The sequence below is a fragment of the Picosynechococcus sp. PCC 11901 genome (assembly GCF_005577135.1).
Classification (GTDB): Bacteria; Cyanobacteriota; Cyanobacteriia; order Cyanobacteriales; family MRBY01; genus MRBY01.
In genome coordinates this window covers 340,028-357,529 of the sequence record NZ_CP040360.1, presented here as the reverse complement: position 1 = coordinate 357,529, position 17,502 = coordinate 340,028, and the positions used below count along the sequence as shown (strand labels likewise).

The window sequence follows — 17,502 nt, the reverse complement described above, 5'->3', positions numbered from 1 at the left end:
CCAACAACAAATTTCGTCTTTAAAATTTACTTGGAATTCTCAACAAAGACCCTCTATAAAAGCTTTAAACAAACGATTCTTTATTTTCGACGAAAGTATTTTACATATTTAATATGGATTTTAAAGCATGAATTTAAAGGATTCAAAGATACGATCAGTGCCGCAACAAAAAACAAAACAAATTCAAATAAATTTAGAGTAAAAATAATTGCAATCAGTTTTGATGAAGTTGTTTTTACAAAACGATCTATGATCTATATCTAAAGAAATATTTTATATTCTTAAATCACTATTAAATTGACAATGACCACTGATGCTTCACAAAAAATCAAGAAGTTGCTTATAAAGTCAATTAATCCCACTGATCACAAAAAAAATGCCCCAAAGCTAGGGGCAAATTGGAATTTCATCTATCCGGCGATCGCCATAATCGCCATAATCGCTAGAGATCTCGGTGGGTAAAAGGCTTGGCATCGGGGCCACTATAGGTCGCGGCGATTTGACCATTGCCGACGAGATGATATTTGTAGGTCACAAGTCCTTCTAAACCCACGGGGCCACGGGGTGGCAGGGTTTGGGTGCTGATGCCTACTTCTGCACCGAAGCCGTAGCGGAAACCATCGGCAAACCGGGTCGAGCAATTATGGTAAACGCCCGCTGCTTTCACTTCATTGAGGAAAATCTGGGCCGTGGCAGCATCTTCTGTGATAATCCCGTCGGTATGCTTGGAGCCGTAGGTATTGATGTGGGCGATCGCCGCTTCGACATCGGGCACAATTTTAATTGCCAGGACTAAATCGCTATATTCTGTACGCCAATCTTCTGCCGTCGCAGGTTGGACAGGAATGATCTTTTGGGTTGCCGCATCGCCGCGTAAAGTGACCTGTTTCGCCGTTAAAGCTGCGGCAATCTGGGGTAAAAATTCTGGGGCAATTTTTTCGTGAATTAACAGCGTTTCCACCGCATTACAAGCCGCCGGATACTGGGTTTTCGCATCGACGACAATCGGAATAGTTTTGCTTAAATCTGCCGCCACATCAACATATAGGTGACAAATGCCGTCGGCGTGGCCCAGCACGGGGATATTCGTATTTTGCTGCACATATTGCACAAAGGCATTGGAACCGCGCGGGATGATCAAATCCACATATTCATCGAGGGACAGGAGGGTTTTAATTTCTTCGCGGGTGGTCAAGAGGGTGACAGCCTGGGGGGAAACAGCCGTGTCCTGGAGGGCAGTTTGGATGATTTCTGTCAACACAGTGCAGGATTGGATCGCTTCTTTGCCCCCTTTGAGAATCACACCATTACCCGATTTAATTGCGAGGCTGGTGATCTGAATTAGGGCTTCCGGGCGGGCCTCAAAAATAATCCCTAAAACCCCCAGGGGACAGGTGACCCGCTTCAGCACTAAATCTTGGTCTAATTCTCGGTGTAGCTGGAGATGGCCGACGGGATCGGGGAGATTAATCACATCCTGGATACCGGCGATCGCCCCTTGTAATTTGCTCTCTCCCAACTTCAGACGGGCATAGAGGGCTGGCGCAATCCCCTCTCGCTGGGCCGCTTCACAATCTGCCTGGTTTGCCGCGACGATCTTCGCCTGATTAGCCGTGAGAGCCTGGGCCACTTTTGCCAAAGCATCATTGCGCTGGGCCAGGCTTAAGGTGCCTAGTTTTTGAGCCGCCGCCCGCGTTTGTTGCGCCAAGTCAATTAGCTGAGTTGCCATGATTCCCTCCAAATTTATCCAGTCCTATGGTTCTATTTAACATCACCCGTAGCCCGACCCAACAACGAAAAAAGCCCATCAAAATAGGCTTTTCTGTAATGAATCTGCGGTTTTGAGAAGGTTGATTTAAACGCGGGTTCCTTCTACGGCAGCCCGGTAGGGTTCAACTTCTTCGCTGTAGTCGATGGGCAGTACCGCACAGACGTTGGGATGGGGACGGGGAATAATCACCCAGGATTCTAAAACGCCACCATGGGCTTTCTCAACGGCTTCAATACCCGCAGCCATTGCCGTTTTGACTTCCGAAACGTCGCCACGAATGTTGATATTGAAGCGGGCACTACCAACCCGAATGTAACCCACCAGGGTTACACGACCGGCTTTAACCATCGCATCGGCAGCGGCAAGTACTCCGGGAAAGCCTTTTGTTTCAAGTGATCCAACCGCAGCTTGAGCGGGCATAGGGGGTCTCCTTTATCTTTGTGATTAGTAAAACTTATTCATATTTGGTTCTTCACCCAAGCACATATTATTCTCTAAACTGGGCAAAACACCAAGATCTTCGCTGCACTAGGAGCGAAATTCGAGGGAGGCCTGGGTATATTCCAGGGGTAAAATCCCGACAACATTATCGGGGGGATTGGGCACGGTGTAATGGCTCATCACTTGACCACCGACAGTTTCCTCGGCGGCCCGTAGACCGGCTTCCATGGCAGGGCGCACTTCTGAGGTACGACCCCGAATGACAACGATAAAATTACCTCTTTCGGCTTTGTCAAAAAACACAATGGTGACACGGCCCGCTTTGACCATGGCATCAGCGGCGGCAAGGACGGCGGGAAAACCTAGGGTTTCGATGACTCCCACGGCTTCTTGCATAATCTCGACTCCTGGGGGCAAGGGATAGGGCTATATTCTCCCACATTGGTTCCCTTCTGCTATAGGAAATTTTTTGGAATGGTCTTGACTGGTTCTTTGCTGCCACTGCCCCCGGAGATTTTGGGTTATCCCCAGGCGACAACACCGGAGATCGAACGGCGGCGATCGCATTTGAAACAGTGGGGCATTGAGGCGATGGTTGCGGTAGGGACGAAAAACCTCGGTACTCTACCGATTCTGGGGTTGGGTTACGTGGGGGTTGTGGTCATGGTGCTTTGGCGGGGGCAGCCCCGTGCGCTGAAAATTCGCCGTTTGGATAGTAACCACGATAGCCTTTTGCCAGAAATTGATTGTTTAGCAAAAGCCAATCAGATCGGCATTGGCCCCCGTTTGCTCAAGGGTGCAGCGGATTTCCTCTTAATGGAATTTGTGGTGGGGCGATCGCTCCTGGCTTGGTTGCAGGCCCACCAAGGTCAAGTACATCAAACCTTGAGGCGGACGGTGATGGAAAATATCCTCTCCCAAGCCTTTGCCCTCGATCAGGTGGGGTTAGATCGCGGGGACATGGGGCGTTTGACCCAGGATGTGATTGTTAATGATCAATGCCAGCCCGTGCTCTTAGATTTTAGTGGTGCTAGCCTGAACCGCCGCCCCCAAAACCTAACCAGTGCGATCCAGGGACTGCTGTGGGGGAGTGCTTTAGCAGACTATTTTGCCCCGGATTTTCCGGCGAATCAGCGACAAAGATTAATGCCGCACCTGAGACTTTACAAACAAAAACCCCATTCTGAACAGTTTCAAGCGATTATGGCGACCCTATGCTGCAAACAACGGTAATAATCAGCCCTGGGACGAAAAATTTTTGGCATACTCAGGGGACAGCCTGTTGCAGTTGGGGCCTTTGGTATGACTTCCCGTTCTCTTTCTCCCGAATCGCGCCTTGCGCCACAAACCACGACGACTTTTGATGTCCGGGGGATGCGTTGTGCGGGTTGTGTCAAGGCCGTAGAACGCCAGTTAACGCGACAGTCTGGGGTGCTTTCGGCGGTGGTGAATCTGATTACGGAGGTGGCGGTGGTCACCTATGAGCCAGAAAAAATTCAACCAGAGGCGATCGCCAACCGTTTATCCCAAGCGGGCTTTCCGAGCGAACCCCGAACCACAGAAGTCGAAACCTTTAACCAATACCAAGAAAAACGCGCCCAATCCCAGCGGGAACAATACTGGCGTTTGGGGGCGGCGATTGTCTTGCTCCTCGCGTCGAGCCTGGGCCATTTGCATCACCTGACGGGCCTGAAAATTCCCCTGCTTCATTTGATGGGTGTCCATTGGGCGATCGCCACCTTGGCCTTATTCATTCCGGGGTTGCCGATTTTGCGGGACGGCTGGACAGGACTGATTAAAGGCCATGCCAATATGAATACTCTGGTGGGTTTAGGCACATTGAGCGCCTACCTGACAAGCTGTGTGGCTTGGCTGATGCCCCAGTTGGGTTGGGAATGTTTCTTTGATGAACCGGTGATGTTACTGGGTTTTATCTTCCTTGGCCGCACCCTCGAAGGTAATGCCAGACTCAAGGCGATCGCCGCCCTCGAATCCCTCCTCGCTCTGCAACCCCAGGGGGCGCGCCTGATGGGTCGAGAACGAAAGGGCGAAACCGAAGAAATTACAATTCCCGTGGCCCAGGTACAGATTGGTGAATGGGTGCGCATTTTACCCGGCGAAAAAATTCCCGTGGATGGAGCGATTATTCGTGGTGAAACCACTGTGGATGAATCGATGTTGACAGGGGAAGCGCTGCCCCAGGAAAAAACGGTCGGCGCATCGGTGAAGGCTGGCACCCTCAATCAACTGGGGGTGATCATTGTGCAAGCCACCCAAACGGCCCAAAATACGATGCTCGCCCAGATTATTCGTACCGTAGAAGCGGCCCAGACCCGTAAAGCGCCCGTGCAAAAAATGGCGGATACCATTGCGGGATATTTTGCCTATGGGGTGATGGCTTTAGCGGTGTTGGTCTTTTTATTTTGGGAGCTGATCGGTAGCCAACTCTGGTTAGATCCAGGGGCGACGAACCCAGAAATCTTAAGTCTCAAATTGGCGATCGCCGTTTTGGTGGTGGCCTGTCCCTGTGCCTTGGGGTTAGCAACGCCCACGGCTCTCCTGGTGGGGACAAGTCTTGGGGCTGAGCAGGGCATTTTGATCAAAGGGGGGGATATCCTCGAACGCCTCAATCAACTGACCACCGTTGTTTTTGATAAAACGGGCACCCTCACCCAGGGCAAACCGCAGATTGTCGAGTGGGTTAGCTTTGCCCCTTGGTCGCAAGATTCCCTGCTGCAATGGGCCGCGAGCCTGGAACAGCGCAGCACCCATCCCTATGGCCAAGCCTTTGTGGCGATCGCCCAACAGCAAAACCAAGAACTCTTTGCCCCTGATCAGGTTGAAACCGCTTTGGGAAAAGGCATTGTCGGTCAAGTGAATGACCAGTCGGTACATATTGGCAACCAAGCCTGGCTTGAGACCGCCCAAATTACAATCCCGGAAGCCTGCCATCACCATCTCGAAACTTGGTCAGCCACGGGCAAAACCACCATTTTTATTGCCATCGATCACCAGGTGGCTGGTTTAGTGGCGATCGCCGATCCAATTCGTCCCGATGCCGCCGCTCTAATCGAAAATCTACGCGCCAGAAATTTAGAGGTAATCCTCCTCAGTGGCGATCAAGCACCCGTCGTCAAAAATCTTGCTCAAACTCTCCAGCTTGATCATTATCAAGGTGCCCTTTCCCCCATCGAAAAAGCCGCCACACTCCGTACCCTCCAGGCTCAACAAAAAGTAGTCGCGATGATCGGTGATGGCATTAACGACGCGCCAGCCCTCGCCACCGCCGATATTGGCATTTCTCTCCAGGGGAGTACTGACGTTGCCCTCGCCACCGCCGACATTATCCTCATGGGCGATCGCCTGATGGATTTTGCCCAAACCCTCCATCTGAGCCAAGCGACCGTCAAAGTGATCCGCCAAAATTTAATCTGGGCCTTTGGCTATAACCTCATCGCAATTCCCCTCGCCGCAGGGATTCTCTTGCCGCAATTTAACTTCACCCTCAGTCCCGCTGTGGCCGCAGGCTTAATGGCCATGAGTTCTGTATTAGTTGTGACGAATTCCCTCACCTTAAAAAAATCGTTCCAAAAAACAAATCAAAATCCCCAATAAAGCCTCACATCAATATTTTTAAACCACTGCACTCGCCTCTAAATATTCATTCCATAATGAATGCGGCGTCAAATAGAATTAAATATTTATCATGCTTAAAATGCTGGCTTTAGCCTTCTTGGGAATTACCACTTCCATGACCTTTCCAACCATTGCTAAAGCGCTACCCGATCAAAAAATTAATCAATATTTAACAGAACACTACACCCAATACCAAACACGAGAAAATTTCTCTGGGATTCAATTATCCGTTAAAGTTAACGAAGCCCCAACCCAAACCTACGTCATCGGTCGGGAAAGTCATGACCCCAACAGTGCGCCCATTACAGCCGAAAGCCTCTTTCACATCGGCAGCATCACGAAATCTTTTACGGCGGCTTTACTGCTTCAAAATGACCGTAACCAAGCCCTTGATCTAAATGCTGACTTTACCCAATATTTACCTGAATATTCCCACTGATCTGGCATTACAACCACGCAGCTTTTGAATATGACATCTGGCTTGCCAAATTATCGGAAAGTCGGCGTAAAACCCTGCCTCTTTTAGAGCGGGGATATAAGCCGAGCGACGACTCGACTGCCTTCGACTCAAGCTCAGGCCGAGAGTAGCTCGCCGAAGTCTGACCAAAGGAAAGAAGCAAGCTACACCTTCTATTTTATTTTAAAATATCCAGCATAAACATTGGAATGATCGAACTAATGGGAACCTCGATTAATTGCTTTTTTGACGATTTTTTGAGCCTGAAACAACGAGGATACGTTGCCGATCTGGCGAAATTTTGAATTTTTCGAGGTTCCCTAATGCTGATTCTTGAGTTTAAAGTTAAGGGTAAACCTGCTCAATACAGCGCCATTGACGAGGCTATTCGGACAACTCAGTTCATCCGGAATAAGTCTATCCGCTATTGGATGGATAACCCCAATGTCACGAAGTACGACCTCAATAAACAATGCGCAGTATTGGCTAAGGAGTTTCCTTTTGCCAATGACTTGAACTCTCAGGCTAGACAATCTGCCGCTGAACGGGCTTGGTCGGCCATCAGTCGTTTCTACGAAGCCGTTCGGCTGAGCGCTCACGTCGAAGCCTGCAAGAAGAAAGTCTCAGGGAAGAAAGGCTATCCCAAATTCCAAAAGAACTGTCGCTCTGTGGAATATAAAACCTCAGGCTGGAAGTTAGAGGACAATCGTAAATACATCGTCTTCACTGACAAAAATAAGATTGGTCGATTGAAACTCTTGGGAAGCCGTGACCTGAACTTTTACCAACCAGAGCAAATTAAGCGGGTGCGATTAGTGCGCCGGGCTGATGGCTACTATGCTCAGTTTCCGGTAAGTGTAGACCGTCAAGAATCAATAATGCCATCCGGTAAAGCGATTGGGTTAGATGTGGGCTTAAAGGAGTTCTACACTGACTCCAATGGCTTTGCCGTGGAAAATCCCCGCTTTTTACGGAAAGGGGAGCAGCGTCTCAAACGAGCGCATCGTCTTGTTTCTCGCAAGCAAAAAGGAGGCAGTAATCGACGCAAGGCAATCAATAAACTAGGAAGAGTTCACCTGAAGATAAGTAGGCAACGTAAAGACCATGCGGTGAAGTTGGCACGGTGCGTAATCACATCTAACGATGTAGTGGCCTATGAAGACTTACGGGTGAAAAATCTAGTGAAAAACCATTGCCTAGCGAAATCGATTAACGATGCAAGTTGGTATCAGTTTCGGGTGTGGTTGGAGTATTTCGGTAAGGTGTTTGGGAAAATCACCATTGCTGTGCCACCCCACTACACCAGCCAGAACTGTAGCGCCTGTGGTCAAACGGTGCAGAAGTCTCTTTCAGTGCGGACTCATGTGTGTGAGTGTGGCTGTGAGCTAGACCGTGACCATAATGCAGCGATAAACATCTTGCGTTTAGGATTGAGTACGGTGGGGCACACCGGAATGTACGCTTTGGGAGATTTGACCACTACTCTGGCTGAATCCGTTCTGTCAGGGCAAGTTGAATCGTTGAGCAAAGAATCCCCTCGCCTTTAGGCAGGGGAGTGTCAAACCAACCCAGAACTTGTGGGAAAAGATGTTAGCCGTAACAACCTGTCTTGGACAGGGGCGGCGGGGGCCTTAGTTTCAAATACAGAAGACATTATCCACTGGGTACGAACATTATTCGTTGAAGACAATTTGCTGTCCGCTGAAGAAAAAGAAGAAATGCAGCAAATCGTTTCTTTACAGACAGGAGAGGCGATCGCCCAAACAACAGCGACAGATCCCTATGGTTTTGGTTTGGGGATTATCCAGGGTTACGACGAACGTTGGGGCAATTATTGGTTTTATCAAGGCGAAACACTGGGCTATCGTTCATTTTATGTGTATTTCCCTTGTAATCAAGTGATTATTTCTGCTCTATTTAATAGCTCTGTAGATGCTCAGAATAACCACGCCCGAAGTTTAATCCAGCAGGTCTACGGTACTCTTTTAGAAGATGATCCTGCGTTGATATGTCAGACTTGAGTGTTGGAAAACGAATTTGCTCATCCTAGACAAGCAAATTTAGTCTAAAGTTTAGACCCAAGTCGATTTTATTTGTTCGATACCGTCTTCATAAGCAAGGATTAAAAAAATCTTCCGCTGCTTAAGCTTGGTGAACGTTTCTATCGGGGAGCTTAAGCATTGGAAGACAAGAATCAATTAAATTTGGCCTAGATTGGTTGCTGACTAGCGCACCGTAAAGGCGTAACGATCTTGGACGACATAACCACCCGCAGACCAGTTGTAGTAGACACGTACTTCATAATTGCCTGGGGTGAGACCTCTGAATTGACGGGAACCCGAACGCTGCCCTTGGGTATAAAACCATTCACCGTAGCTATCGTCTGGGGCATTGGCCGCAACAATGGTGATCCAATCCTGGCGATTACCAGGGAGATTAGCGTAGTTCACCATAATCGGTTCATTAGCTTGGTAGACCGTTTTATTGGTAGAAATATGACGGTTGTTAATTGGTGTTGCCGCTTGTGTCCCGACAGTGAAACGATACCGATCCTGGACGACATAACCGCCATTGGGCCAGTTGTGGTAAACCCGTACTTCGTAGCTGCCAGCAGCGAGACCTTTGAATTGACGAGAGCCAGAGCGTTGACCATCGGTATAAAACCATTCTTCGTAGCTATTGTCGGGGGCATTGGCCGGAACGATGGTAATCCAATCTCCAGAGTTGCCCGGTAGATTGGCGTAGTTCACCATAATTGGCTCACTGGGGGCGTAGGTTGTTTTTTGGGTGGCAACTTGTCGTCCAACTGGAACTTGACTCACCAGCACCGGGTAGGCGTTAGGGATAGTGGTGGGAACCGTGGGACTGGGATTGGCGATCGCCCCCTCAACCCAAAAGCCGAGGAGGACGGGTAAACAAGAGAGCAGGGGCCGTAAGGTGGATTTCATGGGGATTTTTAGAGGGAAAAGATAGGGAAAAAGTAGTGCGCGAAGTAAATTTCAGTTGGGTCTTGGGCAAACAAGTCCGTTAGATAGAGATAGTTGCTGAGGCCAAGAACTGATGCAGATTTTCTCGGAATAGCCGACTCTAGCTGAATTATAGGCAGCTCTTGGGGAGGTGACCTAGGTTTTCTGGCTGATTACAAGAAATTTTTCCCTAAAGAGAGTACGTCCTGATCACTGCTGATAGTTTCGCGTTGGGGGATATTCCCCTTCAAAAAATCGACATTCTAGGCGATGGAGTTGCCACCAGAGTCCCGCTAAGACAATGATCACCGTGGCGATCGCCCCAAGGCTCCAAGTGGGCAAGCCAGAAAAAATCGCGAAGGGCAAACCCAACCACAGGAGAAATCCCAAACCAATGACACCTTTTTTCCCTTTCTGAATTCGATGAAGAGCCTGGGTACAACTGGCGCAATTTTTGGTGTGGGAATGGTACCGCTCTAACAATTGGCTTTGTTGTGGTTCTGCGGGCGAAAAATCTTCGTCTGGGAAAGGTTCGCCATACCGTTCTACCCATTGGCGATAGGCCAGCACAAACAAATCTGAACTGGTCGGCAAATAACAGGTTTTGGCGTAGTTTTGGGTCGATTTTGCCAGTTCCCGTTCCTGGAGATGCAAAAAGATTTGATCATCTTCAAGGATGCCCATTTGATTGAGATGGGAAAACCACCGGGGAGTAAATTTAAACGCGAGTCGGGGTATGGCCGCTTTAAAACGGAAGGGGAGCCGCACAATCGCCCGGCAGCGTCCTTTTTCGGTGGGAGTCGCGTAAACAACGGTCATCACCTGGCCAAAGGGACTTTCGGGAATGTCGTGCCACATGGCAGCCGGCGCAAAAAAAGTTGTTTTCTGGGCGCCGAGGGTGCCGCGTCGGGGGCCTTCTTCCCAATTGCCCGTGAAGCCTGTTTTTTCTACTTCAGAAACATCGAGGATAAATTCCTTGGCATTTTTACGGTTACCGACCCGGGGGTGGTGGGTAAAGGCCACATGACTCGTATCCAGGACATTTTCTAAGAGGGTTGTGGCGTCGTAGGGAATATCACGAAATACATTAGCCATCACCCATTCCCCTGGATGTTGGTCTAACTGGGGTACTGTCGGGATCGGCGTTTGGGCTGCCTCGTGGCGATCGCCCCCATAGACGAACAGCAACCCTTGTTTAACGCAACTGGCATAGGTTTTTACCTGGGCTCTGGGACTGTGGTGGGCCTCACCGTCTGGGGCTTGGAAAGGAATTTTAGTACAGGCGCCCGTCTCCGCAAATTGCCAACCGTGGTAAGGACATTCTAAACAGCCATCGACAATGCGACCTTCGGATAGGGGCGCGAGGCGGTGGGGACACACATCGCCAAAGACTTGCCATTGCTGGGTTTTGGGCTGCCACCAAATCACGAGGGGTTCCCCCAGCAGGACGAAGCGGGTGGGTTTGGTTTTGTCGAGATCCTGCACGAAATGGATCGGATACCAGGCTGCGTGCCAATCAAAGGCAGGCGTCGTTTCGGCAGTGGGTTCAGGGAGGGGCGTTGCAACCATAGATTAGAAAAGGAAATTTCAGACAGAATGATTGGGGTCAGTGCTTTTAGCTTAACGAATTGTTACATTTCCTTGGGGCGATCGCCTTTGGGTTTTGCCCTTTGCCTCCTGGTCGTCTTCACTACAATGGGATGGAAAACCGAGCCGCTAGAACTGATTTGGAGACCAAAACCGCGTGCGTAACATTACTCCCAACCAAAATTTTCCCCTCTCACTGATTGGGGTGGCGATCGCCCTGTTATTTTTCATCGTGCTCAATGCGTTTGTCATCATTAATCCTGGCCAAGCCGGTGTCTTGAGCGTTCTTGGGAAAGCCCAGGACGGCGCTCTCCTAGAAGGAATTCATTTCAAACCACCTCTGATTGCCAGCGTGGATGTCTATGACGTGACCGTCCAAAAATTTGAAGTCCCAGCCCAAAGCTCGACCAAGGATTTGCAAGATTTGACCGCCCGTTTCGCCATTAACTTCCGCCTCGATCCCGTGAAAGTCGTCGAAATTCGACGTACCCAGGGCACCCTACAAAATATCGTCTCGAAAATTATTGCCCCCCAAACCCAAGAATCCTTTAAGGTTGCCGCCGCCAAGCGCACCGTCGAAGAAGCGATCACCAAACGCACCGAACTTAAGGATGACTTTGATACCGCCCTCGAAACCCGCCTCGAAAAATATGGCATCCTTGTCCTCGACACCAGCGTCGTTGATTTAAACTTCTCCGCAGAATTTTCCCGCGCCGTCGAAGAAAAACAAATCGCCGAACAGCGGGCGCAACGGGCCATCTACGTCGCCCAAGAAGCCGAACAGCAGGCCCAGGCAGATATCAACCGAGCCAAGGGGAAAGCCGAAGCCCAACGCTTGCTCGCGGAAACCCTCAAGGCCCAGGGGGGAGACCTCGTGCTCAAAAAAGAAGCCATTGAAGCCTGGAAAGAAGGAGGCGCACAAATGCCGAAGGTGCTCGTCATGGGTGATCAACGCTCCAGCGCCCCCTTTATCTTTGATCTCAACGACATGCCGAAATAGCCCCACAACAATCAAAATTTTCACAAAATTACCATCGGGCGATCCAAAGGCGATCGCCTTTTTATGTTGTTTTTGACTAGCTGGAAACATTTTTTAAGTAGGGCTAGTCTTCAATAATCCCTGCATAAATTTAGCAATCCCCATTATTGTTCAGAACATTTCCAAGCAATTGAAAACGAAAAAATCAACGGAACATTTACGGGAATAAGTCGTCTAAAAACCTAGTAAATTTAGCTTAAATAATTCGAATTTAAGCATTTTTTAAGTGAGAAGTGACGGTAACAACGCTAACCTGAAATCAAGCAGTCACCCTAATCTGAAACGCAAGGAAAAATAATATGCCTTCTATGAAGCGAACCCAGCAATCCACCGCTCTTCTTTTGGCCTTATCCCTCGGACTAGGAAGTACATTACCCTTCCAAGGATCATTGTTGCAACCCGCAGCGGTGGTGGCCCAAACAAGCCAATTTCCAGATGTTCCGAGTAACTACTGGGCCACAGGCTTTATTAATGAATTGGTGAACCGGGGGATCATTGCCGGTTTTCCTGATGGTTCTTTTCGGCCCGATGCGCCTGTGACCCGTGCTCAATTTGCGGCCATGGTGCAGAAAGCCCTCCCCAAGAGCCAAGACCGCAGTGCGATTAATTTTGTGGATGTCCCCAGCAGCTATTGGGCTTTTAATGCGATTAATAATGCCTATGAGATGGGCTTTCTTTCGGGATATCCAGGTCAGGTTTTCCGACCCGAACAAAATATTCCCCGGGAGCAGGTTTTAGTCGCCCTAGCCAATGGTTTAAATTATTCAGCCCGTAACAACATCAATACCACCCTCGGCTATTACCAGGATGCGGCGAATATTGCTGATTTTGCCCGGAGCCCCATTGCCGCCGCGACAGAACAAAAAATGGTGGTGAACTATGCCAATTTGCAACAACTCAATCCCAAGCGCAATGCCACACGGGCTGAGGTGGCCGCATTTATTTATCAGGCTCTCTTTTCCCAGGGTCAGGTACAGGCACTAAATTCCCCTTATATCGTTACCCAGGATGTGGTGGCCGTGGACTATCGCATCACAGCGGGCACGATTATTCCAATTAGTTACACCGCTGACAAAATCCTCTTAACCCAGGATGAAATTTTACCAGTAACCCTCACGGTGGATGCCAATATTGTCAATACCCAGGGGATAGTGCTGATTCCCCAGGGCAGTGAAATTCAAGGGGAGTTCCGACCGTCAGGGAATGGGACGCGCTTTGTCGCCCAACGCCTAGAGTTACCCAACGGCCAAATGTACAATATCAACGCGGCCTCCCAGGTGATCACAGATACGGAAAGTGTGCGTCGGGGCACTGATGTGGGTAATCTGTTGAGAAATGCGGCTTTAGGTACGGGGGCCGCCGCCGCGATCGCCGCCATTACCGGAGACCGGGCGATCGCCACAGAGGAACTCTTAATTGGCGCTGGTGCTGGCATCCTTGCCACCTTGATTCCCCAATTTTTGGGCCTTGATCGCGTGGATCTGTTGGTGGTAGAAACCAATACGGATCTTGATCTCACCTTGGCCAATGACCTGATTCTTCAGGTCAATCCCTAGGAAAAAGATTGTTTTAGAGTTTTTGAAAATTTGGCGATCGCCTAAGGGGATAATGGGGCTGGTTGGCTAGGGTTTGAGAGACATCACCATGCTCGCGCTTTTACAACAGTCCGGTTTGTTGGCGATCGCCTTTATTTTTCTATTCATCTGGGGAGCCTGTTTCGGCAGTTTCCTCAACGTGGTGGTTTATCGGCTGCCAGCGGGTTTATCCCTGGCACATCCCCCCTCCCGCTGTCCCCACTGCGGCCACCAACTGGGCGCACGGGAAAATATTCCGGTGTTGGGTTGGCTCCTGTTGGGGGGCAAATGTCGCTGGTGCAAAACGCCCATTGCCGCCCGGTATCCCCTCGTTGAAGCGCTGATGGGTTTGCTCTGTGTCGCCACGGTGGTTCAATTTGGGTTGACCCTAGAGGCGATCGCCGCCTTTACCCTGCTGTTTTGGTTGGTGGCCTTGGCCCTCATTGATTACGACACTTTTACCCTGCCCAACCCCTTAACCCAATCGGGCCTCGTACTCGGTCTCCTCTTCCAGATGGGGCTAGGCTTCCAGGCGAATGGCTTCCCTGGCGCGATCTATGGGTTAATGGGTGGCATTGGGGCCGCAGTATTGGGACTGTGGTTACTAGATGGCATTGGTGTCATTGGTTCGGCGGTGCTGGGCCAAGAGGCCATGGGGGGCGGTGATCCGAAACTTTTGGCGATGATTGGCGCCTGGCTGGGGTGGCAAAACGTCCTCTTAACAGTAATTTTGGCCTGCGCCCTGGGCACAATGATTATCGGCGGGGCCATGGGCCTCGGTAAACACCAACGGGGACAACATTTACCCTTTGGGCCGTTTCTTGCTCTGGGGGCGATTAGTAGTCTCTTTTGGGGCGATCGCCTGATCGAACTCTATCTCGAAATGTTCCTAGGCTAAAACAGTGAGATCATCCGCTCCATCACTCTTGCCGCTAAAAAAGTATGACCCAACAGATGTAGATAGTAGTCACAAAAAAGCGACTGATTAAGATAGCCAAGTTATACACCAATAGTTTTGGCTTTTATGACTAAAAGTTACAGTTATTTCTGATGATTGTTTCGGCGACAGCCACTTCAGTTAGGTTATCGACAGTATCTCCGGCAATCTCCTTAAATTGGCGTTCAATTGCTGCACTGTCGCAGCCAGATGGATAGTCAGACGAATTGTAGTCGTCGTAAGTTGTATATTTGCTGTCATAGTCAGATCTGTACGTTGAGTTTCTTGGCTCGTATATAGGTACCGTAGGATTTGAATAGCTTTCTGTGGTGTTGGTTTCTAGACTAGGTAAAATTACCATGACTAAAAAAAGCGCACCCAAGTAGACGCCAACTACAGCGCCAACACCCAATGCTGCTCTTTCGAATCGTTTTTGAATAGGTTCTAAATATGGATATTTCTTAGTTTTACTCCAAACAATTTGTTTGGACTGATTGCGCCCATGAAACTGCACCAACTTGATCCCGATCAATGCCTGCTTTTTCAGCTCTACAATGATTAGTTCCGTCGCCATTGAATACTCTGGATCACCATTATCAATAGAATCAAGGAATATCGTCAGCACCGCATTTGAGGGAGAAAGCTCACAAGTTAAATCAGTGCTATCGATTAGACTGTTTAACTCCTCAGCAAAACTCTTGAGGATATTTTGTTTGTCCATTGTTTTGTCCTAGAGATAGTCCTATTTTAACACCAAAAGCTTAGCCCTGATTTCTGTCAGTCTATCGACGCGGTGTAATAGCTGCTATTGTCTAAACCCTATATTGTTGATTCTTCCTGTGGAAGAAGATTGTCCGGGCAAAAGAACTTCAATAAAGAGGAAATCTCAATCATGAAAAAGGGAAAACTACGCTTGACTCATTAGGATAAGCATCAGGATGATGTCACAGCTTTTCTGTATGATGATGGATGGTCGAAATCTAGGGCAAAATCAATCGTGAAAACTCCCCGCTGGCAACGGCGCAAACTGAGTCTCAGGCAACGGCAACTAGAAATCTTTACCGTGGCCGCCCAGTTTATCCTCCGGCTCGGCAAAGACCGACTCCCCGGTGGCAACCCCGCCCGCAAACGCCATCGCCAAGCCCGCTGGCTCGTCAATCATCTCCTGGATTTGGGGCCGACTTTCATCAAAATTGGCCAGGCCATGTCAACCCGCCCGGATCTATTTCCCATCGAATACATCGAGGAACTGAGCCAACTCCAAGACCGGGTGCCGCCATTTAAGGGTCAGGCGGCGATCGCCGTCATCGAGCAAGAATTTAACAAATCTATCTACGCCCTCTTTAAGGATTTTGAACTAGAGCCCCTCGCCTCCGCTAGCCTGGGCCAAGTGCACCGGGCCACCCTCTACAGCGGCGAAGAAGTAGCCGTAAAAGTCCAGCGTCCCGGCCTGAGTCGTCTGTTCCAAGTGGATATGCAAGTCCTCGAAAAACTCTTGCATTGGGCCAGTTATTTTTTAAAAGACCTCAAAAAATACAATCTCAATCAGATTTACCGGGAATTTTTCGAGCTTCTCTACCAAGAAATTGACTACATCCATGAAGGGAAAAATGGCGATCATTTCCGGCAAAATTTCGCTGACGATCAGCAAATTCTCGTACCCAAGGTTTATTGGCAATACACTACCCGCAAGGTCTTAACCCTCGAATATCTACCGGGCATTAAAATTGACGACCGGGCCGCCCTCGAAGCGAGCAATATTGACCCAGACCACGTGATCAGCCTCGGCATTTCTTCTTATCTCAAACAACTGCTCCAGGATGGCTTTTTTCAGTCCGATCCCCACCCCGGCAATATGGCCGTCGATGCCACAGGGAAGCTGATTTTTTATGATTTCGGCACGATGACCGAAGTCAAATCCATGGAAAAAACCCAGATGATGCGTACCTTTTTTGCGGTGCTGCGCAAGGATACGGACGAGGTGGTCGAAACTCTGGTTTACATGGGCCTCATCGAGCCGATGGCAGATATGACCCCGGTGAAACGGATGATTGCGTTTCTTTTGGATCGGTTCCGCGATCGCCCCATTGATCTCCAGGAATTTGAGCAGATTAGTAACGAGCTCTACCTGATGTTTGAGCAGCAACCGTTTCGCCTGCCGCCCCAAATGACTTTTATCATCAAGGCCCTCACCACCCTCGATGGCATTGCCCGCGCCCTCGACCCCCAATACAATCTCATGGCGGCGGCCCAACCGTTTATTCGTAGCTTGGCCGTGAGTCACAAACCTGGGGAAAATCGCCTGGGGAGCCTCGCTCAACAGACTAAAGAATTTGTCCTGTACCAATTCCAGAAACCCAGCCGCACCGAAATGGCCATTAAACGCCTCGAATCACGCATTGAGTTAGGGGAACTGCAATTTCGCGTTAAATCCGTTGAAGGCGATCGCCAATTGCGCCGCATCTACCTCGCGATCAAAACCATGATGTACGGCATCCTCTGGGGCTTTAGTAGCGTGGTCGGTATTTTAGTCTGGAGCCAGGCGGCCTCTCTCTTCCTCATCGGGGCGATCGCCCTCACCGTATTTTTCTTTGGCCTCCAAACCCTCCGCGCCCTCCTCCAACTGCTCATCCAAGAACGTCTCGATCACTTAATCCGTCGTTAAGAGGCTCCCCCGATTTCAATTTAGACACCACTAGAACAGCACGGGGTAAAAGTCCTAAAATTCCTTGCTATATCTGGCTTTGAAGTATATTAATGGGGCGTCAAGATCGGTGGGGTCAAAGTCTTTTCGTAGCTAAACATACTACTTTTAACCAAGTCTTTATGGTAAGAAAATAATCTCTTTCTGTAGCATTAGTATTGCTCAGATTAACTAATAGAGTTGCCCCCAAGCACCATGAATTTTCAATCTTGCCCTAGCCCCATTTATTCAAGCTTTTTGTACTGCGGTTTGAGCCTAGTCACCAGGCAACCCGATAAAACTATGAAATCCATATTTTTCAGGCGATAAAGTCGATCTAGAATAAATTGCCCCTGACATAATTCTGTCGCTGCGCTTACCCACTACCCTCCCGATCCATTTTTCCCAGCC

The 17,502-nt window shown here is 49.4% G+C and carries 15 protein-coding genes; 9 read left to right on the top strand and 6 right to left on the bottom strand.

Annotated elements, in window-relative coordinates; all coding sequences use genetic code 11:
• Nucleotides 1–442: 442 nt before the first annotated feature.
• From proA to FEK30_RS02725, 3 genes are all read right to left on the bottom strand, one after another.
• The gene (gene proA, locus FEK30_RS02735) at nucleotides 443–1,729 is read right to left on the bottom strand and encodes a glutamate-5-semialdehyde dehydrogenase (protein WP_138071658.1); all 1,287 of its coding nucleotides are present in this window, start codon (nucleotides 1,727–1,729) and stop codon (nucleotides 443–445) included.
• A gap of 126 nt (nucleotides 1,730–1,855) precedes the next feature.
• Nucleotides 1,856–2,191, bottom strand: coding sequence for a carbon dioxide-concentrating mechanism protein CcmK (locus tag FEK30_RS02730; RefSeq protein ID WP_062436058.1), 336 nt, complete (start codon nucleotides 2,189–2,191; stop codon nucleotides 1,856–1,858).
• Between the two features lie 108 nt (nucleotides 2,192–2,299).
• A complete protein-coding gene (locus tag FEK30_RS02725) occupies nucleotides 2,300–2,608 on the bottom strand; it encodes a carbon dioxide-concentrating mechanism protein CcmK (RefSeq protein ID WP_062436057.1) in 309 nt (102 codons plus the stop codon).
• 84 nt (nucleotides 2,609–2,692) lie between these two features.
• On the opposite strand from FEK30_RS02725, the gene FEK30_RS02720 reads away from it, so the two are divergent.
• The 5 genes from FEK30_RS02720 to FEK30_RS02700 all read left to right on the top strand — a co-directional run bounded on the left by FEK30_RS02720 (nucleotide 2,693) and on the right by FEK30_RS02700 (nucleotide 8,326).
• Nucleotides 2,693–3,445 (top strand): serine/threonine protein kinase, encoded by a 753-nt coding sequence (locus FEK30_RS02720; protein WP_138071656.1) that lies wholly within the window; start codon nucleotides 2,693–2,695, stop codon nucleotides 3,443–3,445.
• A gap of 69 nt (nucleotides 3,446–3,514) precedes the next feature.
• A complete protein-coding gene (locus FEK30_RS02715; protein WP_138071654.1) occupies nucleotides 3,515–5,827 on the top strand; it encodes a heavy metal translocating P-type ATPase in 2,313 nt (770 codons plus the stop codon).
• Between the two features lie 136 nt (nucleotides 5,828–5,963).
• A complete protein-coding gene (locus FEK30_RS02710; RefSeq protein WP_232321387.1) occupies nucleotides 5,964–6,287 on the top strand; it encodes a serine hydrolase in 324 nt (107 codons plus the stop codon).
• Nucleotides 6,288–6,628: 341 nt separating this feature from the next.
• A complete protein-coding gene (locus tag FEK30_RS02705; RefSeq protein ID WP_138071652.1) occupies nucleotides 6,629–7,852 on the top strand; it encodes an RNA-guided endonuclease InsQ/TnpB family protein in 1,224 nt (407 codons plus the stop codon).
• 30 nt (nucleotides 7,853–7,882) lie between these two features.
• On the top strand, nucleotides 7,883–8,326 hold the full coding sequence (locus FEK30_RS02700) for a serine hydrolase (protein ID WP_255447925.1): 444 nt from the start codon (nucleotides 7,883–7,885) through the stop codon (nucleotides 8,324–8,326).
• A 204-nt stretch (nucleotides 8,327–8,530) separates the two neighbouring features.
• On the opposite strand, the gene FEK30_RS02695 is transcribed toward FEK30_RS02700, so the two are convergent.
• Nucleotides 8,531–9,253, bottom strand: a complete 723-nt coding sequence (locus FEK30_RS02695; protein WP_065711382.1) for a hypothetical protein — start codon at nucleotides 9,251–9,253, stop codon at nucleotides 8,531–8,533.
• A 228-nt stretch (nucleotides 9,254–9,481) separates the two neighbouring features.
• Nucleotides 9,482–10,840: an aromatic ring-hydroxylating dioxygenase subunit alpha gene (locus FEK30_RS02690; RefSeq protein ID WP_138071650.1), complete on the bottom strand. Its 1,359-nt coding sequence runs from the start codon at nucleotides 10,838–10,840 to the stop codon at nucleotides 9,482–9,484.
• A gap of 175 nt (nucleotides 10,841–11,015) precedes the next feature.
• Here FEK30_RS02690 and FEK30_RS02685 point away from each other — a divergent pair, with 175 nt between their 5' ends.
• The 3 genes from FEK30_RS02685 (at nucleotide 11,016) to FEK30_RS02675 (ending at nucleotide 14,369) form a co-directional block, all read left to right on the top strand.
• Complete coding sequence (locus tag FEK30_RS02685) at nucleotides 11,016–11,858, top strand: prohibitin family protein (RefSeq protein WP_012308201.1); 843 nt, start codon at nucleotides 11,016–11,018, stop codon at nucleotides 11,856–11,858.
• A gap of 347 nt (nucleotides 11,859–12,205) precedes the next feature.
• Complete coding sequence (locus tag FEK30_RS02680) at nucleotides 12,206–13,453, top strand: S-layer homology domain-containing protein (protein ID WP_255447924.1); 1,248 nt, start codon at nucleotides 12,206–12,208, stop codon at nucleotides 13,451–13,453.
• 88 nt (nucleotides 13,454–13,541) lie between these two features.
• Nucleotides 13,542–14,369 carry a prepilin peptidase gene (locus FEK30_RS02675; RefSeq protein WP_138071646.1) on the top strand — a complete coding sequence of 276 codons (828 nt, stop codon included), beginning with the start codon at nucleotides 13,542–13,544 and terminating at the stop codon, nucleotides 14,367–14,369.
• A gap of 130 nt (nucleotides 14,370–14,499) precedes the next feature.
• On the opposite strand, the gene FEK30_RS02670 is transcribed toward FEK30_RS02675, so the two are convergent.
• Entirely contained in the window at nucleotides 14,500–15,129 is a 630-nt protein-coding gene (locus tag FEK30_RS02670) for a hypothetical protein (protein ID WP_138071644.1), read from the bottom strand.
• Between the two features lie 276 nt (nucleotides 15,130–15,405).
• Here FEK30_RS02670 and FEK30_RS02665 point away from each other — a divergent pair, with 276 nt between their 5' ends.
• Entirely contained in the window at nucleotides 15,406–17,073 is a 1,668-nt protein-coding gene (locus tag FEK30_RS02665) for an ABC1 kinase family protein (protein WP_138071642.1), read from the top strand.
• The last annotated feature ends 429 nt before the right edge of the window (nucleotides 17,074–17,502 follow it).

Coding starts and splice junctions, on each gene's coding strand:
- proA (WP_138071658.1), bottom strand. CDS start 1,729: ATGGCAACTCAGCTAATTGACTTGGCGCAACAAACGCGGGCGGCGGCT.
- FEK30_RS02730 (WP_062436058.1), bottom strand. CDS start 2,191: ATGCCCGCTCAAGCTGCGGTTGGATCACTTGAAACAAAAGGCTTTCCC.
- FEK30_RS02725 (WP_062436057.1), bottom strand. CDS start 2,608: ATGCAAGAAGCCGTGGGAGTCATCGAAACCCTAGGTTTTCCCGCCGTC.
- FEK30_RS02715 (WP_138071654.1), top strand. CDS start 3,515: ATGACTTCCCGTTCTCTTTCTCCCGAATCGCGCCTTGCGCCACAAACC.
- FEK30_RS02710 (WP_232321387.1), top strand. CDS start 5,964: ATGACCTTTCCAACCATTGCTAAAGCGCTACCCGATCAAAAAATTAAT.
- FEK30_RS02705 (WP_138071652.1), top strand. CDS start 6,629: ATGCTGATTCTTGAGTTTAAAGTTAAGGGTAAACCTGCTCAATACAGC.
- FEK30_RS02695 (WP_065711382.1), bottom strand. CDS start 9,253: ATGAAATCCACCTTACGGCCCCTGCTCTCTTGTTTACCCGTCCTCCTC.
- FEK30_RS02690 (WP_138071650.1), bottom strand. CDS start 10,840: ATGGTTGCAACGCCCCTCCCTGAACCCACTGCCGAAACGACGCCTGCC.
- FEK30_RS02680 (WP_255447924.1), top strand. CDS start 12,206: ATGAAGCGAACCCAGCAATCCACCGCTCTTCTTTTGGCCTTATCCCTC.
- FEK30_RS02675 (WP_138071646.1), top strand. CDS start 13,542: ATGCTCGCGCTTTTACAACAGTCCGGTTTGTTGGCGATCGCCTTTATT.
- FEK30_RS02670 (WP_138071644.1), bottom strand. CDS start 15,129: ATGGACAAACAAAATATCCTCAAGAGTTTTGCTGAGGAGTTAAACAGT.